Annotated in this window: 14 protein-coding genes; 3 read left to right on the top strand and 11 right to left on the bottom strand. The window is 50.2% G+C overall.

Annotated features, from left to right (window positions below; all coding sequences use genetic code 11):
- The 8 genes from JW883_13875 to JW883_13910 form a co-directional block, all read right to left on the bottom strand.
- Window positions 1-2,065 (bottom strand): fibronectin type III domain-containing protein (locus tag JW883_13875; GenBank protein ID MBN1843354.1); only part of this gene is annotated, 2,065 nt, incomplete at its 3' end.
- A gap of 891 nt (window positions 2,066-2,956) precedes the next feature.
- Complete coding sequence (locus JW883_13880) at window positions 2,957-5,326, bottom strand: AgmX/PglI C-terminal domain-containing protein (GenBank protein ID MBN1843355.1); 2,370 nt, start codon at window positions 5,324-5,326, stop codon at window positions 2,957-2,959.
- 169 nt (window positions 5,327-5,495) lie between these two features.
- On the bottom strand, window positions 5,496-6,470 hold the full coding sequence (locus JW883_13885) for a zf-HC2 domain-containing protein (GenBank protein ID MBN1843356.1): 975 nt from the start codon (window positions 6,468-6,470) through the stop codon (window positions 5,496-5,498).
- A gap of 57 nt (window positions 6,471-6,527) precedes the next feature.
- Complete coding sequence (locus tag JW883_13890; GenBank protein MBN1843357.1) at window positions 6,528-7,139, bottom strand: sigma-70 family RNA polymerase sigma factor; 612 nt, start codon at window positions 7,137-7,139, stop codon at window positions 6,528-6,530.
- A gap of 157 nt (window positions 7,140-7,296) precedes the next feature.
- Window positions 7,297-8,898: an FAD-binding protein gene (locus tag JW883_13895; protein MBN1843358.1), complete on the bottom strand. Its 1,602-nt coding sequence runs from the start codon at window positions 8,896-8,898 to the stop codon at window positions 7,297-7,299.
- 410 nt (window positions 8,899-9,308) lie between these two features.
- Window positions 9,309-10,085 (bottom strand): electron transfer flavoprotein subunit beta/FixA family protein, encoded by a 777-nt coding sequence (locus JW883_13900; protein ID MBN1843359.1) that lies wholly within the window; start codon window positions 10,083-10,085, stop codon window positions 9,309-9,311.
- A 10-nt stretch (window positions 10,086-10,095) separates the two neighbouring features.
- A complete protein-coding gene (locus JW883_13905; GenBank protein MBN1843360.1) occupies window positions 10,096-11,235 on the bottom strand; it encodes an acyl-CoA dehydrogenase family protein in 1,140 nt (379 codons plus the stop codon).
- Between the two features lie 220 nt (window positions 11,236-11,455).
- A complete protein-coding gene (locus tag JW883_13910; protein MBN1843361.1) occupies window positions 11,456-11,905 on the bottom strand; it encodes a DNA-binding protein in 450 nt (149 codons plus the stop codon).
- A gap of 128 nt (window positions 11,906-12,033) precedes the next feature.
- Between JW883_13910 and JW883_13915 the strand changes: the two genes are divergently transcribed.
- Window positions 12,034-12,291 carry a type II toxin-antitoxin system PemK/MazF family toxin gene (locus JW883_13915; protein ID MBN1843362.1) on the top strand — a complete coding sequence of 86 codons (258 nt, stop codon included), beginning with the start codon at window positions 12,034-12,036 and terminating at the stop codon, window positions 12,289-12,291.
- 291 nt (window positions 12,292-12,582) lie between these two features.
- The gene (locus JW883_13920; GenBank protein ID MBN1843363.1) at window positions 12,583-12,861 is read left to right on the top strand and encodes a hypothetical protein; all 279 of its coding nucleotides are present in this window, start codon (window positions 12,583-12,585) and stop codon (window positions 12,859-12,861) included.
- 107 nt (window positions 12,862-12,968) lie between these two features.
- Here JW883_13920 and JW883_13925 read toward each other — a convergent pair whose 3' ends face one another.
- Window positions 12,969-13,457: a hypothetical protein gene (locus JW883_13925; GenBank protein MBN1843364.1), complete on the bottom strand. Its 489-nt coding sequence runs from the start codon at window positions 13,455-13,457 to the stop codon at window positions 12,969-12,971.
- A gap of 36 nt (window positions 13,458-13,493) precedes the next feature.
- Here JW883_13925 and JW883_13930 point away from each other — a divergent pair, with 36 nt between their 5' ends.
- A complete protein-coding gene (locus tag JW883_13930) occupies window positions 13,494-14,030 on the top strand; it encodes an epoxyqueuosine reductase QueH (protein ID MBN1843365.1) in 537 nt (178 codons plus the stop codon).
- Between the two features lie 419 nt (window positions 14,031-14,449).
- On the opposite strand, the gene mazG is transcribed toward JW883_13930, so the two are convergent.
- Window positions 14,450-15,283: a nucleoside triphosphate pyrophosphohydrolase gene (gene mazG, locus JW883_13935; protein ID MBN1843366.1), complete on the bottom strand. Its 834-nt coding sequence runs from the start codon at window positions 15,281-15,283 to the stop codon at window positions 14,450-14,452.
- Window positions 15,268-15,792, bottom strand: coding sequence for a CvpA family protein (locus JW883_13940; protein ID MBN1843367.1), 525 nt, complete (start codon window positions 15,790-15,792; stop codon window positions 15,268-15,270). Before JW883_13940 ends, mazG begins: the two co-directional genes overlap by 16 nt.
- Window positions 15,793-16,521: the final 729 nt, after the last annotated feature.

Genomic DNA, 16,521 nt, shown 5'->3' on the forward strand with positions numbered 1-16,521 from the left:
CCTCAAACGTATACTTGGCACCCCAGTACGTGCTGTAAAGGGAGTTATCACCATAGGGAATGATACCACTTGACACATACCAACCCCCAGTCGATGACGTACCGGCATTACCATTATCAATGATGACCTCTGCAGGCCCTAAACGTATACGAGAAAACAGCATATACCCCACCACCTCGGTGGTGTGGCTTGTTTCACTGTCACTGGATTGTTCTTCAACGACCTTCACGTCAACCGCATAGAAGTCCTTGTTTTGCCAGCGCAGATTGGCCGTATCTCCGCCGTCGGTCGTCTGCATGTCGGCAAGAAACACCGGGATGTTCATAGAGGTCTCATTGCAAACGATGGTTTGCAACTCATGTGTCATCACGTCATCGGTTTTCTTGACCTCAAAGGTCAGGTCATCCATCGTTCCCGATGAGGGTTCCCAGGCGATGTAGGAGATGCTCTCGGTGACATGGGTTTGAGAATTGAGCTCCTGCTCCCGCATGCGAGACTCAAAGCCATTGATGCTGATGTTTCGAGCCCTGGTGGTTACCGCATCTGCTTCATTATAGCTGGAGACAGCAGTTATCACTACTGGCGCCACCTGAAAGGTTCGGCTGAAGGCCACCCCGCCAAAGGAATCTGTCCTGTCTGTCTCAAACCGTTCTGCTTCCACCATGGTTCCGTCCGGCAAGGTGTGAGTGCCACGTTCCATGACAATGTAACCTACGGTCTCCTCGGCGTGGATTCCACCCAGATAATCCCACTCTTGCACACGGATCTCGAAACCGGTCGCATCCGCATTACGGATCCTTACAACAGCAGGGTCGCCTTCATTGCAGGACAACGACTTGGCTACCACAACAGGGTCCTGAAAAGTCTCGCTAAACTCTACCCGCTTCCAATTGTGATCCACACTCACCTCGCCAATTTCCAGGGGAGGAAGCAGGGGCTTTGATTCAGGATCGGTAGGATCAAAGCCGGAATCTATCTCTACACCGTCCCAAAAGCCGTCGCCGTCTGTGTCCGGGTTGTTAGGATTCGTGTCGTTTTGGAATTCTTCCAGATCGGTTAGACGATCATTATCGGTGTGGGCAGTACCACTATGAGAAAGGTCACCAAAGTGGGTGATCTCCCACCAATCAGGAATTCCATCACTATCGCTGTCATCACCCCCACCAATGTCTACGATCGTCACCACCTTCTGTGCCGTCCTTGTCACACTATCAAAAATGTAGCTGGCTGTAATAGTGACTGTCTGATTAGTCAGCACTGTTGACGTCGTTAACACTCCACCACCGCTGATACTGGCATAAGAAGAATTTTCACTCCAGATAGCGCTGTTTGTAGCCGGTTGACTGCTCCCATCACTGAATGTGGCAGTGGCAGTGTAGCCAGCCATGCTGTTCTCGTTTACGGAGTTCGGCCCGCTGATACTCAGGCTCACAAGCGAGGGTGACACATCCACGATGGTCACCACTTTCTGCGCCGTCTTTGTAACATCCTGAAAGGTATAGGTGGCAGTGATCGTGACTGTCTGATCGCTCGACACGGCCGAGGTCGTTATCTGCCCGTAACTGACGCTTGCGTGGGTGTCGGGCGATACACTCCAGTCACTGCTGTTTGTGGCCTCTTGGGGCTTATCCTCACCACTGAACCAGGCCCAGGCTTTGTAGTTCGCCGTGCCGCTCTCGTTGACCGAATCCGGGCCGGTGATAGACAAGTTCTCAAGCACTGGCGGTGAGGCGGAGTGCTCCCAACACGCTTCATTCGAGTCGCCGCTTTCATTTTGTGAGGAATCAAAGGCCCTCACCACGAAACAATATTTCGTATCATCATCTAAGTCAGGAATGGTGCAGGTTATTGCAGTCCCTTGCCAGACAGGAACGTCGTAATTGTAACTCTGACCCTGCTCACGGCAAAAAAGCCTGTAACCTGCAAGATCTGGCTCAGTGTTTGGCTCCCAGGCCAGCGTTACCTGAGCGGAATACGTGTTTGGAACAGACAAAAAAAGAATAAGGACTAAAGGAACAAGAAAAATAAGACCATGGGGTAATAAAGACGGGAAAGGAGATTTCATGAACCTATTTCAGACACCTGAGGAGTACGGGAACAGTTGCCAAGCCTGGCACGGCTCTTTCCCTTCTGATTATCTACAGAAGATTCCTTTTCAGCCATTCGTAATCTGGATCAAGCTGAGTGGCTGTCCGCAACATATATGCCACTGTGCCAAATCGATTGACACTTTGTCGAAAAACCTCATTTCTCGAGATGCGAAACTAATGAAGTTAGTTGGTTAAACGCTGATCGAGGCGAACTTGCCTCAAGTATTACCGCCTCTTAGTGATGATTTTTTTGGCCCTGCTGTTGTCCAAATAGGCTCTCGTTGTCCGTGGTCCTTGCAGCAACTTGGCCACGGAATGAGTTGTAAGCCTCTTTTGAAACAAAGGATATTCAGAAAGGGCGAATTTGCCCAGGCAGAGACGTACTATCGTCCTGCCATTATCATGCATCGACCACACGGACATTAGGAACAACAGCACCTATATCTGGTGTGGCCGGGTTAACTGCATCTCGATATCTTGGCTTGTTCGTAAGCTAGCAAATCCTGACTCCTGCAACCCCTATGCAACGGATATGCCAAACAGGATTCGCCCCTATTCGATTGATTTTAAAGGCTTTTTGTTGTGACTGCCCGGATTTTGGAGGAGATCTTATGAAGTGAAATTCCTACAGAAAGGCAAAAGGAACTTTGAGAAAATGGACCTAACTACTTGTCGATTTTGTGTTTCTGCATAGAGGGTATTTCCTGCGCCCCGCTAAAGGATACAAGATGCCCCAATTTTTTCATGAGGGGGCCAGTGAGAACGATGTCTCCAAAATTGAAAAAGTCCAGCACATTTTTTGGTAATAGATATGCATGACGCCAGCCGCTTGCCGATGATGCGGCCGGCGTCTTGGAAGATCAACATCACTTCAGCAAGAACGTAATCGTAACCACTGCGCTTTTTCCCCCTTCTGGCGCCCGGAAACGCAGCTTCTTGAGCTTTTGAATAATGCACTGTTCGAATTGCTCGTTTTTCTTTTTACTTGTATCAGTGTGAACCCTTGTGACTCGACCCTTTGAACCGATAACTAATCTAAAGACAGCCTCGCCTTCAACTCTAGATTTCTTCCTTGATAAATATTTGCAACAAAGGTTGATGGAGCGGATATGTTGTTCAAGAACTCCTTTAACAGACTTCTTTGACAAGCCCTCTGTAACATCAATTTTTCCCAACTCAATGTGGATTTCACCCAAAGCAACCGTGGTATCTGAGGGCTCTGTGGCGACTTGGTCCTTTTTGTATTCAAGGCTTTCTTTCTCAATCCCGTGTTTTCCGCCAGCTATAGAAAGGTGGAGAGCAGGAGACGGACACGCCTTTTGTGCAAAGAGTCTATTTCCCACAGCATAATCCGAAACGCCCAGAGGCAACGGAACGGGTTGTTTGACAGTGACCGCTTGACCATCCTTTAGGCGCATCTGGGTGTCAATGGCAACAAACGACGTATAGGCGGTCAACAGATTGTACGTAAGGCCAAGATTGGTTACTTCCTCGACCCGCTCATCTTGTGGACGCAACCTGTTATAGTCCGAGAGGATAGCGATCCGGTGCCGTGCCCACAGGTACCGGCAAGCAGAGTCGGTGTCCAGAGGCTTTGTCTTAGCAACATCCACTTGTTTCCTGAAGGGGCCGTCTCCGGTAATCCCTTGCAGACTGATCTTACCCTTGGGAGTGCCACGCCATTTGCCGAAAACTGTGACAGGACGCTCAGCCAATACGTCAGGAATGCCGGGTGGTTCCACGTCATAGACCTCGAACCCGCCGAAGTCGATCTTTATGCCTGTTAATACAGGGGACTGGATGAGTTTTCTAAATTTCTCCGCCTTTGCCGGCGCCTCTTCGGGCCTGGTTATGACAAATGGCTCGCCCATTCCAACCCTTGCCATCCCTTCGATGATATGGCGGTTCACGCTTGAGCCGATCCCAAAGGCGAAAATATTGGCATTGCCCAGATTGTCTCGAATGAGGTCAAAGGCCCTTTCTTCAACTGAGACATAGCCGTCGGTAGCAATGACAACACTGCGCGAATATCCTTCGGTTCTAGGCAGAGAGAGAGCCCGTTGAAGCGCCGGCAAAAGTTCAGTGCCCCCTCCCCCGCGCTGGCGCTCGATCATGTTTACTGCACGGGCGATGTTTGCCTGGGTGGCAGGCAAAGACTTATCTGACATCGCGGACGAACCTCCGGCAAACAGCAACACGTTAAACATGTCCCTTGGACGAAGGTTTCCGATCAGGTCTTTAAGGAGCTTCTTCGATATATCCAAAGGGAAGCCATGCATGGACCCGGACACATCCACGATAAATATGTACTCACGAGACGGGATCTCAAGCTCGGTTACCCGTTTCTGGGGTTGGAGCATGAGCAGGAAAAAGTTTTCTTTCTTTCCTTCGAATAGAAGCAACCCTGTTTCGATCTTGCCGCCGGAAAGGCGGTATTTCAAGATAAAATCGCGATTACCGCCGTATTTTTCGGATTCATCCAGCTTTATTGAAGCAAAAGCAGCCCCGTCATAGCTGATATTCACCTTATGTGACGGACAGGTCATATCCTGGATCGGCAGGCCTACTGCCACGGTCGCCGTGATGTCAAATGTATAGGTTGGGGGTTCCCCCTGGTGGAGGTAAGGGTTTTCTACCCACTTCTCCGACGTACTGGTCTCTGCAGTCGGCTGGTTGGAGTAGCGAGGTCCCACAACAGTGGGATAGACAAACTCGTAAACAGCATCGGTTGGCGCCAGCAACTCGGTATACTTTAGCTCTACTTTGATGATATCTCCTGGCAGAATATTTGCCACGTTCATCTGGAATACATTGGGCCGCTGCTGCTCCAGAAGCGATGCGCTCTTGCTAGCCTGTTTTGCCTCCTCGTATTCTTGCCGGGCCTCTTCACGTTTGCGGATCTTTGCTGTGATGATTCGATCTCCAATTGTCATTTTCATCCCATGGACAGCAGCCCTTGTGGAGGTAGGAAAAACATAGATGGCCTCCAAGGGTTTTTTGCCTTCGTTCTTATAGACCTGTGTTACAAGGACATTAGCAATGACACCGGAGACATCTACTTTCGCCGAAGTAGATTTCACGGGGAGTTGGTCTATTTCGGGGTCATCGCTCTTCACAAAAAAATAGGGTGAAAGCGTCTTGTCAGCACTGCTTTCCGGTTGTGCGTAGGCCGACCTTGCTATCAGCAAAAGGACTGCAAGAACCAGTACCGCCCATATTCTTCTTTTGTGTGTCATTTCATTTACCTCCTCGGTTGTTTTTCTGGTTTCTTGTTCCATTAGACCAGGAGGATGCAAAAAAGTTCCCAGATAAAATTCATCGAACCAGTTCGATGAATTTTATCAGACGCGACTTCGTGCCCTTTTTAAGCGGCGCAGCCGCTATGTATAGAATCGCATAGCGGTTTTATGAAGATATGAATCGGATTCGAATCGAAATTGTCTCATGGTCGTCTTCAGATAGCGTTGGCGGAGGGGTCTCAAAATCGCCTAACAGTTGCAATTTTTTGCAAAAAAAGCTGTAGTCTTTGGCAGGGATTTCTGCGTGAATGGATTGCGGACGTTCGGTCAGTTTGTCATATTCAATGGATACTACTTTGCCCTCTGCGTGCGCTACGAGATTCTTCACCTTGGAGAGGATTTCATCGAAAGAGGAAAACCACAAGTCAGCGTCACCTTCAAATTCGGCCATTCCTCCGATCCGTGATGCCATGGCACGCTCTTCTTCCGGCTTGGCCGTTTTCATCCTGGCAGTTGACGGACTTTGTATGAACATCTTTGGTTTTTTGTCTCTGCTTGCTGGGGCTGGCGCTGTTTCCATGGCGGCACTCGGGGCATAATCCATTGTCGGCGCTTCTTTTTTCAGTAAAAGGGCCAACTCAATGATTTGCCTTCTGAAATGCTCTGCCTTGTCCGCCTTCAGAGCAGGTTTGGGCTTGTAGGTCTCCTTTTCCAAGGTTGATTCAAGAGTCCTTATCTCGAGGCCTTTCGCCACTCCTGATTGTGTGGAGTCCTTTGAAACATCTGTTATCTGTTGTAAAGGCTGTTGAACACGGAAAATCGCAATGACCAGAACGGCCATGGCCGCAGCGGTTGCCAATTCCAGCGGGATCTTTACCCGCCACGGAAAAAACAATTTTCGCATTATCCTGCTGAACCTGGACCTTGTCTCCATGCGTTTGTGGAGATTTTCAAGAAAGTCTGCCGGGGCATCAACAGAATCAAGCGAGCCAAGCTCTTCAATCAGAGCCTTTAAAGAAGCAAGTTCTTCCTTGCAGCCCTTACAGGTTAGAAGATGTTCTTCAACCTTTGCTTTAACTTCCTCATTCAAGATGCCATCCATATAATCAGACAAGAGTTCTCTAATCTTGGGACATTCCATGTTATGCGATTCTCCCTATTGGAAACTGACGTCAGTGCCCACTCTCAAAAAACCCATTTATGGATGGGCACTACATAGCTTTTTTCTGAGGCCCAGTCTTGCTCTGGCAAGTCTTGACTTGACAGTGCCAAGGTTAACACCTGTTATGCTCGCAACATCGTCATAAGACAACCCTTCGATGTCGCGCAGGACGACCACCGCCTTCTGCTCTGTTGGAAGTGTATTTATGGCCCTTTTAATCAGGGCTAATCTTTCTTTTTTCTCAAGTTCAATCAGGGGAGATGGCGATTCGTCTTCGATCTCAACGGCAGCGCCCCTACCCTCTGAATTAGCTGGATTATCAAGCCAAACCATCTTTTTTTTCCGCCTGTACTCAGATGACTTGAGCCTGTTCTTGCATGTATTTACTGCGATTCGATATAGCCACGTGGAAAACGTTGATTCTGATCGGAATTTCATCAAAGATTGATATGCCCTCAAAAATGCGTCCTGGGCAGAATCGTTCGCCTCATGATAATCCCCAAGGAACCAGTAGCACAGATTAAACACTTTATCCTTGTGCTTGAGCACAAGCCTGTCAAAGGCAGCCCTATTTCCCGCCTGAAACGCCCGAACCAGTACCCCATCGTCCCCAGGTCGCCTGGTTGACTTGACGTTATGTTCGTTCATTTGTTTTAGACAATTCTTAACCCGAAATGTTCCCTTGCACTATTATTTGCAAGGATATCACTGTGCAAGGCTTTTCATTCATTTATGACCGTTCAAGGGATATTCAAGGCTAGCGGACAACGGATAATAATGAACGAAGATGTTATACACTTCCGCCTCAAGGCGTATAGAGCACGACCACGCAGCGTGTGGGCTCATCGGAGAGGCTTTTGAGCTTGTGGGGGATCTCAGAGTTGAAATGGATGGACTCGCCCGGTTTGACGTGGTGGGTCTTGCTGCCCAGAGTAAGCTGGAGCTCTCCATCCATCACCAAGATGAACTCTTCGCCCTCGTGCTTGTAGGCCACTGGCTTGTGGGCCTGTCTCGACTCAATCGTGATCATGAAGGCGCGCAGGTGTTCGTTCTCGGCTCCGGGGGTAAGAGTCTGATAGGAGTAGTTCTGGGTGCGCTTGATGAATGCCTGTGCCCGCTGGTCCCGGATCACGGTCTTTTCCTCCTCGCGAAGGAAGGTGCCAGGATCGACCTTCAGGATGCGGGCAAGCCTGAGCACAAAGCTCACTGATGGCGTGATCTCATCGTTTTCGACCTGCTCGATAAACTCCGGGGAGTCGCCCGTGGCCTCGGCCAAGTTCTCCAGGGTCCACTGAAGGGCCTCTCTGAGTTTGAGCACTTTCGCGCCAAAACCGGTCCTTGTCTTTGTTTCCTTATCTTCAGACAAGACATCCGCAAGGCTGCGTATCACCGCCTGCCTGACCCTGGCAGTGAGCAAGGGTACAAAGGTCTTTGCGTCCGCCACGATGCCCAGGTCGGCAACCTGAAAGATGGGCGCATTCTGGTCGCGGTTGATGGCCACGATAGTTTCAGCTTCCATGATCCCGGCTGTATACTGTACCGCTCCCGAGGTGCCAATGGAAAAAAGCAGGCAGGGCCGAACGGTCTTTCCGGTTTGTCCGATGAGTCTCTCCTCATCCACCCAATGCTGAAGCACCGACGGCCGGGTCGCGGCTACCTCGCCTCCCAACGCAGCAGCAAGTTGACGTACGAGGGCAAATCCATCCGCGTTCCCGAGCCCGGCTCCTCCAACCACGACTACGTCAGCCTCTTCCAGCTTCCTGCGTTTTTCAGGCTCAACCGATCTTGATATGAGATTCAGACCTCTGGGCGCATCCAGACGATCCAGTCGGATATGCTCGATGATGCCAGGCTCACCACGAACCTCGATCGCTTGAAAAGCATGGGGCTGAACGGTCGCAAATCCGGTACAAAGACTGCCTGAAAAGGTGATCTCGGCCATGACCTGGCCGCCCCATGACGGGCATGTCGCCACCACTCGGTCCTGTTCAATCCTGAGATCAGCACAGTCAGCGATCAGGCCGGCATAATTGATCCGTGCGGTCCGTGCCGCCAGTTCCAGGGCAAAGTCGGTGAGCGGGAACAAGACGAGCCCGGGCTCGTACTTGCGTACGGCCTGTGCCAGGGCCGTTGCGTAGATATCAGCCCTTGGCGTGACCAGATCCGGGTTATCCAGCACATAGACCAGGTCAGCGCCGTGGGCGATGCAGTCCTGGGCCGCGGAATCGACTGACAGGCATGGGGGGCCAGAGGAACCTTTGGGCCTGTCATGGGCTGACGAACCCATGAGCATAACCACGGCCTTTTGTGACACTGTCCGGGCCAGCTCACGGGCCTTGGCCAGGACATTCAGGCAGTACCCGAAAAGCCTCTCACTCCTCAGATCTGCACATACCCAGATTTCCATTCCACCACCCTTTGCCATTCAAAAGGACCTTTAGACAGGATTACAGGATAATCAGGATGTTGTTGTCGTGTTTCACTTCGTGGTTTACACCTTTTGACAGAAATCGTCTGCGAGACCGAATCAGGTGTTCCGCCGGAGATAACGCCATATGTCATCCTAACGATACCATATGTCGTTATCTCACTTGTGCCATCTGTCAACCGGCCACAAGATGTGGCACGAGTCGCCAGATGGCACAAGCCCAGGCTAATCAGGAGTGAGAAAGTCAACTGATCACTGAAGCCTTGGGTCATGCACAAGGTTTCAGGGAGTACTAAAATAATCCAGTTCATCCCGTTAATCCTGTCAAACAGAAATAGACGGCTGAACTCTTACAAAAAGACCTTATGCCTCAAGCCTTGCGCCATTTCCTAACCGATCAACCCCGATTCCTTCAGTCGCGTTATTAATTCCTCGGCCTGCTCCTCAGCAGTGCCCGATATGAACTCGCATTTTCTTTCCCTGGCAACCGGCGTCAAAGAGAGCACACTGGTACGCGATCCTGCCTCTCCAACCTGGTCCCGGGAAAGGCCCAGGTTTTCCAAGCCCCACTCTTCGACCTTTCCTTGCTCGAAAGCTGCTTCGATCCCCAAAAGCCCGATATCCCTGGGCTGTGCCGAAGCCGGATGGATGGTCAGCGCAGCAGGCAGAGAAAGTGCAAACTCCTCCTGGAATCCATCAGCCCTGCGGTCAATGCGGAGGCCAGAGCCCTCATGCTCAACGGAATGCGCCCAGGTCACCAGAGGCAGATCAAGCAGGACAGCGGTCTGTGGTCCTACCTGGCCCGTGTCGCTATCGGTTGTCCTGGTGCCGAAAAGGACCAGATCAAACGGGGCGAGCTTTTTGATTGCGGCAGCCAGAGCGGTGGACGTTGCGAGCGTATCTGATCCGGCAAGCGCAGGGTCACAAAGCAGAACGCTGCGGTCTACACCCATGGCCATGGTTTCGTAGAGAACGAAAGCACAAGCTGCCGGGCCCATGGAAAGAGAAGTCACTGTCCCGCCACGCTCTTCCTTCATATGCAGAGCGGCCTCCAGAGCTGGCCGATCAAACGGGTTCAGCGCCAATTGATCAGGCGACCGGATCACCCGCCCATGCGAGGTGTCCACAATCACGGCTTTGACGCATACAATGATGTGAAATCCCATCCGGCCTCCTCTATCCCAATATACCCCTGGCAATAACCATGCGGTGAATCTCGCTGGTTCCCTCGTAAATTCTCGTCACCCTGGCATCGCGGTAGTACCGCTCCACAGGGTACGATTTGGAGTACCCGTATCCACCGTGGATCTGGACGGCCATGTCTGTCACCTTACTCGAAACCTCTGAGGCATAGAGCTTGGCCATGGCCGCTTCCTGGGTAAAAGACTTCCCCTTGTCGCGCAGCACAGCCGCACGAAAGGCCATAAGCCGGGCCGCATCTACATGCGTGGCCATGTCAGCGATCATCATCTGCACAGCCTGGTGCCTGGCGATAGGAACACCAAACTGGCGGCGTTGTTTGGCGTACCGGATCGCTTCGTCGAGCGCGGCCTGGGCAATACCGACGGCCTGGGCAGCAATACCGACCCTGCCGGTATCAAGCGCTGCAAGCCCGATACGTAACCCCATGCCTTCCTTTCCCAAGAGATTTTCGGCCGGTATCTGGCAGTCATAAAGGCGAATCGATGTAACCGGGTTGGCCCGCATGCCACACAGATCCTCAAGATCACCCACCACGAATCCGGGAGTGCCTCTCTCGGCAATAATTACGCTAATCCCTTTGCGGCCGGCTTTGGGGTCTGTGCGGGCGAAGATCAGGCAAACATCAGCAACGCCGCCGTTGGTGACAAAGACCTTGTTGGCGTTGACCAGAAAATGGTCACCGTGGCGGATGGCTGTGGCTTCGATGCCGGCCGCGTCGGACCCCGCGTTGGGTTCCGTCAGACAGAAGGCCCCTATTTTTTCGCCCCTGGCAAGAGGCGGCGCCCATCTGCGTTTCTGGTCTTGGGAGCCAAAGGCCAAAAGCGGGTAGACGGCCACGCTGTTGTGAACGGTCACGCAGAGTCCAAGGCCGGCGCAAGCCCGTGAAATTTCTTCAATCACGATGATGTAGCCCACCGAGTCCATGCCTGCTCCACCCAGCTCTTTGGGCGCCTGAACTCCAAAGTAACCCAGCTTGCCCATTTTTTCCACCACTTCCCAGGGGAAGCGGGCCTCCTGGTCGATCTCTTTGGCAATGGGTTCAAGCTCGCGCTCGCAAAAGGCACGCACTGAACGCCGCACAGTCCGATGTTTTTCCGACAAAAAAGTGTCCATAATCGATTTTCTTAACAGTTCACCGCCGAGCCGCAGAGGAAACCGTTTTTTTTCGAACTAATGTGAGAAGCGACAATGGCAAAAAATAAGATGTCCAAATATCGAACATATGATCGTTTGTTGATGTATCAGAATTTGACGGAAAAATCAAAGCGTGAGGGCCGGGGCTTCATTGTGTTGAGATCTACTGTACGTCGAGTAAGTGCTTGGCAGGTGTTGCCTAGAATGGCCTGGGTTCCAAGAGCTCAAAGCCGCTCTCCTTATCCACAAGACGAACGGCTGTCGTGTCTAAGATTTCATAAAGGATGACTTCGCCCACCAACCAGGTTCTCACGCCTGGCCTCAAGCATCCGGTCATGGTTTGCCCAGACCTGCCAAGGGATGCGTGAATGTGCAGGATCGGCTTACCGGCTTGCCCAGGGGCAAGGACACCCACGCCGACAACCTCATGGGCATTTTCCACAGGCAATAGCATCGGGTCTGGTGGCCTTTCTTCGGAACGTCTCGGGCCAACCACGACTTCTCCCTCTCCAATACCACCTACCAGGATGACATGGCCCACAGAGACTCCGTTCTCTGCCGCGAAATGCTCAATGCAATCGGGTATCACATCACCATCCTCAAGCCGTATAACGAAAACGCGGCCCGTGCGTCCTTCGCTTGCCTTCATAACCGCCCTCCTTGCTCCCAGTTCAGCATCATGGCGTAGACCAAGCGCCACTTTTCTAGTCTTTTTGACCGCAAGAGTCAAGGCTGCCAAAGTCATAATAGGTTTCACGTTGGCCTGGGGGGCCACACATGAGGGTTGACAAACATCTCCATGAACTGAATACGGTCATTGTTCTTGCAATCAGTTCGACCTTGAAATTTGGAGAATTGCCGGGCAATGTCGTTTTACAAAAGGGAGAAGCTGGTTTACCTAAGAAATCCGTGGTTAATGTCACACAAATCAAGACATTCGACAAGAATAGTCTCAAAGAAAAGATCGGCAGTCTGACAAAAGACAGGATAGCCGAAGTTCACGAAGGCATGAAACTCATCATGGGTATTCCATGATCCCCGGTCTTCTCAATCGGGACGATAAAGAGTGTCAGAAACGTGGCGGTGCAAAGACCGGTGACAAAGGTAGGGGCCATGGTGCCCCAGACAATGGAGTATCTCGGGATGCCCAAGGCCATCTATTTCTTATCAATATACTCCGGGAACCTGCAGGGGGCTATCCCAACCTGCTGAGAACTTCCACTTTTTTCTTGTTTTTCTTGCATTCCTCGGTGGGTGCTGTTATTGTCCAATCAGCATTCTGGTTTAAGGCAAACCTTGCTTTAACGCGCTGGAAAGGAGCTCCCTATGTTTGATCTTAACAAGGACGATATGTTGAGCAAAATCTATCAATACAAACTGGACCGGCCAGACGGTTGGTGCAACATCTCAGTCCATGAAATCATCGCAAGCGAAAATGCCAAGGTTGAATTCATTGCCGTGCCAAACCTAGGTGTACTGCAAGCTGAAAGAGAGTATTTCGGTGTGGGAGACACCTTGGAAGACGCTTTGGCTGCCTGCCTGAGTAAGATCAAATCCGTAAGTATCAAGGGCTTATTTCCCAAACTTGAGGAAGCGTACAAGTAATTTGGCCTTTGGCATCGGCTTGACAGATACGCCCGAAACAGATAATAGCAGTTCGTGTCATGGTGTTTGGGTAGGTTAGAAGCCGGGATCTGAGGTGAGCCAGAGCATCATATGAATACGGCAATCAGGCTAATGGCAATACCAGCCCCAAAAATGCAATTCCTCCAAGATAATGCTTTGCTTCTCAGAAATGCTTCTTGGATCTTTGATTCCAATCCGTAGAATTTGCCTGTTAATGGTGGTTCATTTGAAAACGACACCTCCAGTTCAAGATATTGGTCCCATTCCGGTCCTCCAGGTGCCTTTAGCTCATCAATCCCACGATTCAAGGTTTTGATTTGAGTTGTTTCACGGCTTATGGTCTCTTCAAAATACCCCTTGAGTATCTCAGAGATTTCTTTGAATCCATCATCCCCATCCTTTAGGACGAAGTCTAGATTTTGCATTTTCGTAAATGCAGAAATTGAAGTTGAATATGTTGGGACAACGATTCGGTAAACAAATGGATAATGGTCAGCGTTTGACAGCAACCACCCAATAGTCGTTACTAATGCTCCGGCTATGCCAAGATAATGCTTGATTTTGAGAGGTCTCATTAGAATCTCCCACCCAGGTCACGATTTGTTGAGTTGATGAAGGTTTTGCTGCACATATGTTGTGCGCCATGCGCCATATATCCTCTGAAGGTCCTTCGATCAGAAGGTCTTGAAGTTATAGGCTTCTTTTATAATCGCAACATCCATCCTTACCAGGAATGTCTCCGTCGTGAAGAGGCGTTGAGAATATATGCCGAACAGATGGACCTGAAAGTGATTTACCAAGACGGCTACGACGTGGAAACATTCCTGCAAAACGTGGTTTTCCGCGAAGCAGAACGGTGCAACTTCTGCTATCATGATCGGCTCAAGTCCACTGCGCTCATTGCCAGACGCGGCCATTTTGATTACTATACTTCTTCCCTTTTGCAAAGTAAATTTCAAAAGCATGAGGTGATAAGGTCAATTGGTGAGAGCCTTGGAAAGTCCTGTGGTGTGCCGTTCTTCTACAGAGATTTTCGACAAGGCTGGAAAGAAGGCATTGAGACGTCCAAGCGTCTGAATATGTACCGCCAGCAATACTGCGGATGTATTTACAGCGAAAAAGAGCGGTTTTTTAAGGCTCGCCGATAGTCTGACGGCATTCCTGCAACTCATCCCACCTGATCGTCACGTCCATTGCAATCTACCCCTTTCATATCTCCCACCTATCCATTTTTTTTCCAACAGATTGGCATATTTTTTCTCACCCTATAACCTTTTTTACCCATTTATATAACATATATTATCCTTTTGGGGATATGCGGATCACGTGGCATTACAAGCTAACCTATTAGAATAGCTAACCTATTACCCCATCAACCCGGAATGGCACGAGGCTTGATATATAGTTCTGTGAAACGCCGGTGTTAAACAACGAATCACTCAGGAATATGGTCTTAAAAAGCCAAGATCAAGAGAATTCTTGCCAGTCTTATTGTTTGGCAAATTGGACACCTACGATTATGGCAGCTAGGTTACTGGGGGTATATATATTTTTCTGGTTGATACTGTCAGGTATTAACCTCTGGTGGTGGTGACTCTGTACCTTCGTCTGTCTTACATTCCTCCCATATCCTGTCCATCTCTTCAATGGAAGCCGAATCCAGCGAGCGACCCTGTTTCCTCAAAGCCTCCTCAACTGATTGAAATCGTGATATAAACTTTGAAATGGCCGCAGTAAGGGCCGTCTCAGGATGGACTCTTATGAATCGACTGAGGTTTACCATGGTAAAAAGCAAATCCCCGAATTCTTCGGCTGACTTCTGGGCATCACCTTTTTTCAACACAGCCTTGAACTCCCTTAGCTCTTCATCAACCTTCATGAGTACACTGCCGACATCCGGCCAATCGAATCCGGCTCCTGAGGCCCGTTCTCCCAAACGATAGGCTCGCATCAAGGCTGGGAGCTTCCTGGGGACAGTATCAAGAAAAGACTTTCGGGCTATTTCCTTGTTTTGGGCTTCAGCGGTTTTGATTTCCTGCCATTGGGCCTTCACTTCATCGACATTTGAGACCTGGACTTTACCAAATACATGGGGATGACGCCGAATCATCTTCTCGGTGATTGCCCGCACCACGTCTTTGATGCTGAAAGCCCCGATCTCTTCGAAGATCACAGCCAAAAACACAATATGAAAGAGCAAGTCCCCAAGTTCCGCACACACTTCTTTGTGCGTGCCGGATTCAATGGCATCCAGAACCTCGTAGGCCTCTTCTATCAAATATACTTTGATTTTCTCGGGAGTTTGTGCCTGGTCCCATGGGCAACCGCGGTCGCTGCGAAGGGTCTGAACCAGGTCAATAAGGCGTTCAAAATAGCTATTGGGCGCTACTGCTTTTTCCACGATGCCTTCAACGCTTTGACGTTATCGCGGAACTTCTCTCTCATTTCCATAGGTACTGCCGCAACCAACTTCTCCGACGTCGCACTCACATAGGGAGCGATGCGGGAATTCTTTATCACAGCAGAGTCCTTAGGAAGAAATGCCATAAGAGGAATCAGTAACACAGAGACGATGAGAACAGCCTTTAGCATGGCAAAGGTGCCACCGAGAATACGGTCTGCCCAACCTAATGCAGCCGCTCTGAACAGATGTTTGAGGATCACGCCTGCAAATCCAATGGCAAGAAAGATGATGGTAAAAGCCAGGAAGAAACTAATAATGTTCAGATATGCTCTATTTGCGATCAACCGAGAAAGCCAGCCTGCCAGTAGCGGATAGAAAGTGTAGGCTCCGTAAAAACCGCCAAACACCCCAACAACGGAGGTTATCTCTTTTATGACGCCACGGAAGAGGCCACGAACCAGACAAAATCCCCCGATCAAACTAATGGCTATGTCCAGCGCATTCATGGATATTGCCCTTTTTGTTAAGATTTCCAAGTATGATGGTCTCGTAAAAAGTCGTCACTCCGGTGAAAACCGGAGTCCATATTAGTTCCAACTACCTGAAAATACTGGATGCCAGCTTTTGCCGAAATGAAAAAAAATACATTTTTTGACTTTTTACGAGACCATCAAGTATTGACGGACTCGTAAAAAGTACGCAAACAGACGGCACAGTAAAAAGCTCCAGATGCAAGGCGCGCAAATCTTGAGGAATGAGGCGTACTTACGGTACGTCGCAATGACGATCAGCCTTCGCTGAAGCTTCGGCCCGATAGGGAAGATGAAGTGCAACGCCGCAGATGGACTTTTTGCGAAGCCGTCAAGTATTGTGCGTCTAACAAATGCCTATATTCAAGTCAAGCCATTTTTCGAGCCTAAAGAGGCATGAGATCTATCTTTTGCAGTTTGCAAAACAGGCAGGACCTATGTTAGGAAGAGATAAACAAACCACGCCAAAAGGACCTTGAAGGGGGCCGGGCGTTCGCAAGCTCATAAATGCCTTGTATGCCTAATCCGCCTCCGGCGGAGTAAAATGCCTAAAATCGGGGTTGCACGTTCTGTTCTTAACTTTAGGCACAAGGCACTTTGGGCATTTCGATGGAACAAAGTATGGCAGAGCCAATGACTCTTTCAGCCGTCCGCCTGCGGGCCGTAGCCTTCGGGCTCTCCGCCATAGGCTTCGGCCCGCAGGCG

Source organism: Deltaproteobacteria bacterium, assembly GCA_016930875.1.
Lineage (GTDB): Bacteria > Desulfobacterota > Desulfobacteria > Desulfobacterales.

Excerpts from the sequence above, each read along its gene's own strand:
- JW883_13895 (MBN1843358.1), bottom strand. The coding sequence starts at position 8,898 with ATGGAAATCTGGGTATGTGCAGATCTGAGGAGTGAGAGGCTTTTCGGG.
- JW883_13900 (MBN1843359.1), bottom strand. The coding sequence starts at position 10,085 with ATGGGATTTCACATCATTGTATGCGTCAAAGCCGTGATTGTGGACACC.
- JW883_13930 (MBN1843365.1), top strand. The coding sequence starts at position 13,494 with ATGAAGGTTTTGCTGCACATATGTTGTGCGCCATGCGCCATATATCCT.
- JW883_13925 (MBN1843364.1), bottom strand. The coding sequence starts at position 13,457 with ATGAGACCTCTCAAAATCAAGCATTATCTTGGCATAGCCGGAGCATTA.
- JW883_13880 (MBN1843355.1), bottom strand. The coding sequence starts at position 5,326 with ATGACACACAAAAGAAGAATATGGGCGGTACTGGTTCTTGCAGTCCTT.
- JW883_13915 (MBN1843362.1), top strand. The coding sequence starts at position 12,034 with ATGAGGGTTGACAAACATCTCCATGAACTGAATACGGTCATTGTTCTT.
- JW883_13885 (MBN1843356.1), bottom strand. The coding sequence starts at position 6,470 with ATGGAATGTCCCAAGATTAGAGAACTCTTGTCTGATTATATGGATGGC.
- JW883_13890 (MBN1843357.1), bottom strand. The coding sequence starts at position 7,139 with ATGAACGAACATAACGTCAAGTCAACCAGGCGACCTGGGGACGATGGG.
- JW883_13910 (MBN1843361.1), bottom strand. The coding sequence starts at position 11,905 with ATGAAGGCAAGCGAAGGACGCACGGGCCGCGTTTTCGTTATACGGCTT.
- JW883_13920 (MBN1843363.1), top strand. The coding sequence starts at position 12,583 with ATGTTTGATCTTAACAAGGACGATATGTTGAGCAAAATCTATCAATAC.
- JW883_13940 (MBN1843367.1), bottom strand. The coding sequence starts at position 15,792 with ATGAATGCGCTGGACATAGCCATTAGTTTGATCGGGGGATTTTGTCTG.
- JW883_13905 (MBN1843360.1), bottom strand. The coding sequence starts at position 11,235 with ATGGACACTTTTTTGTCGGAAAAACATCGGACTGTGCGGCGTTCAGTG.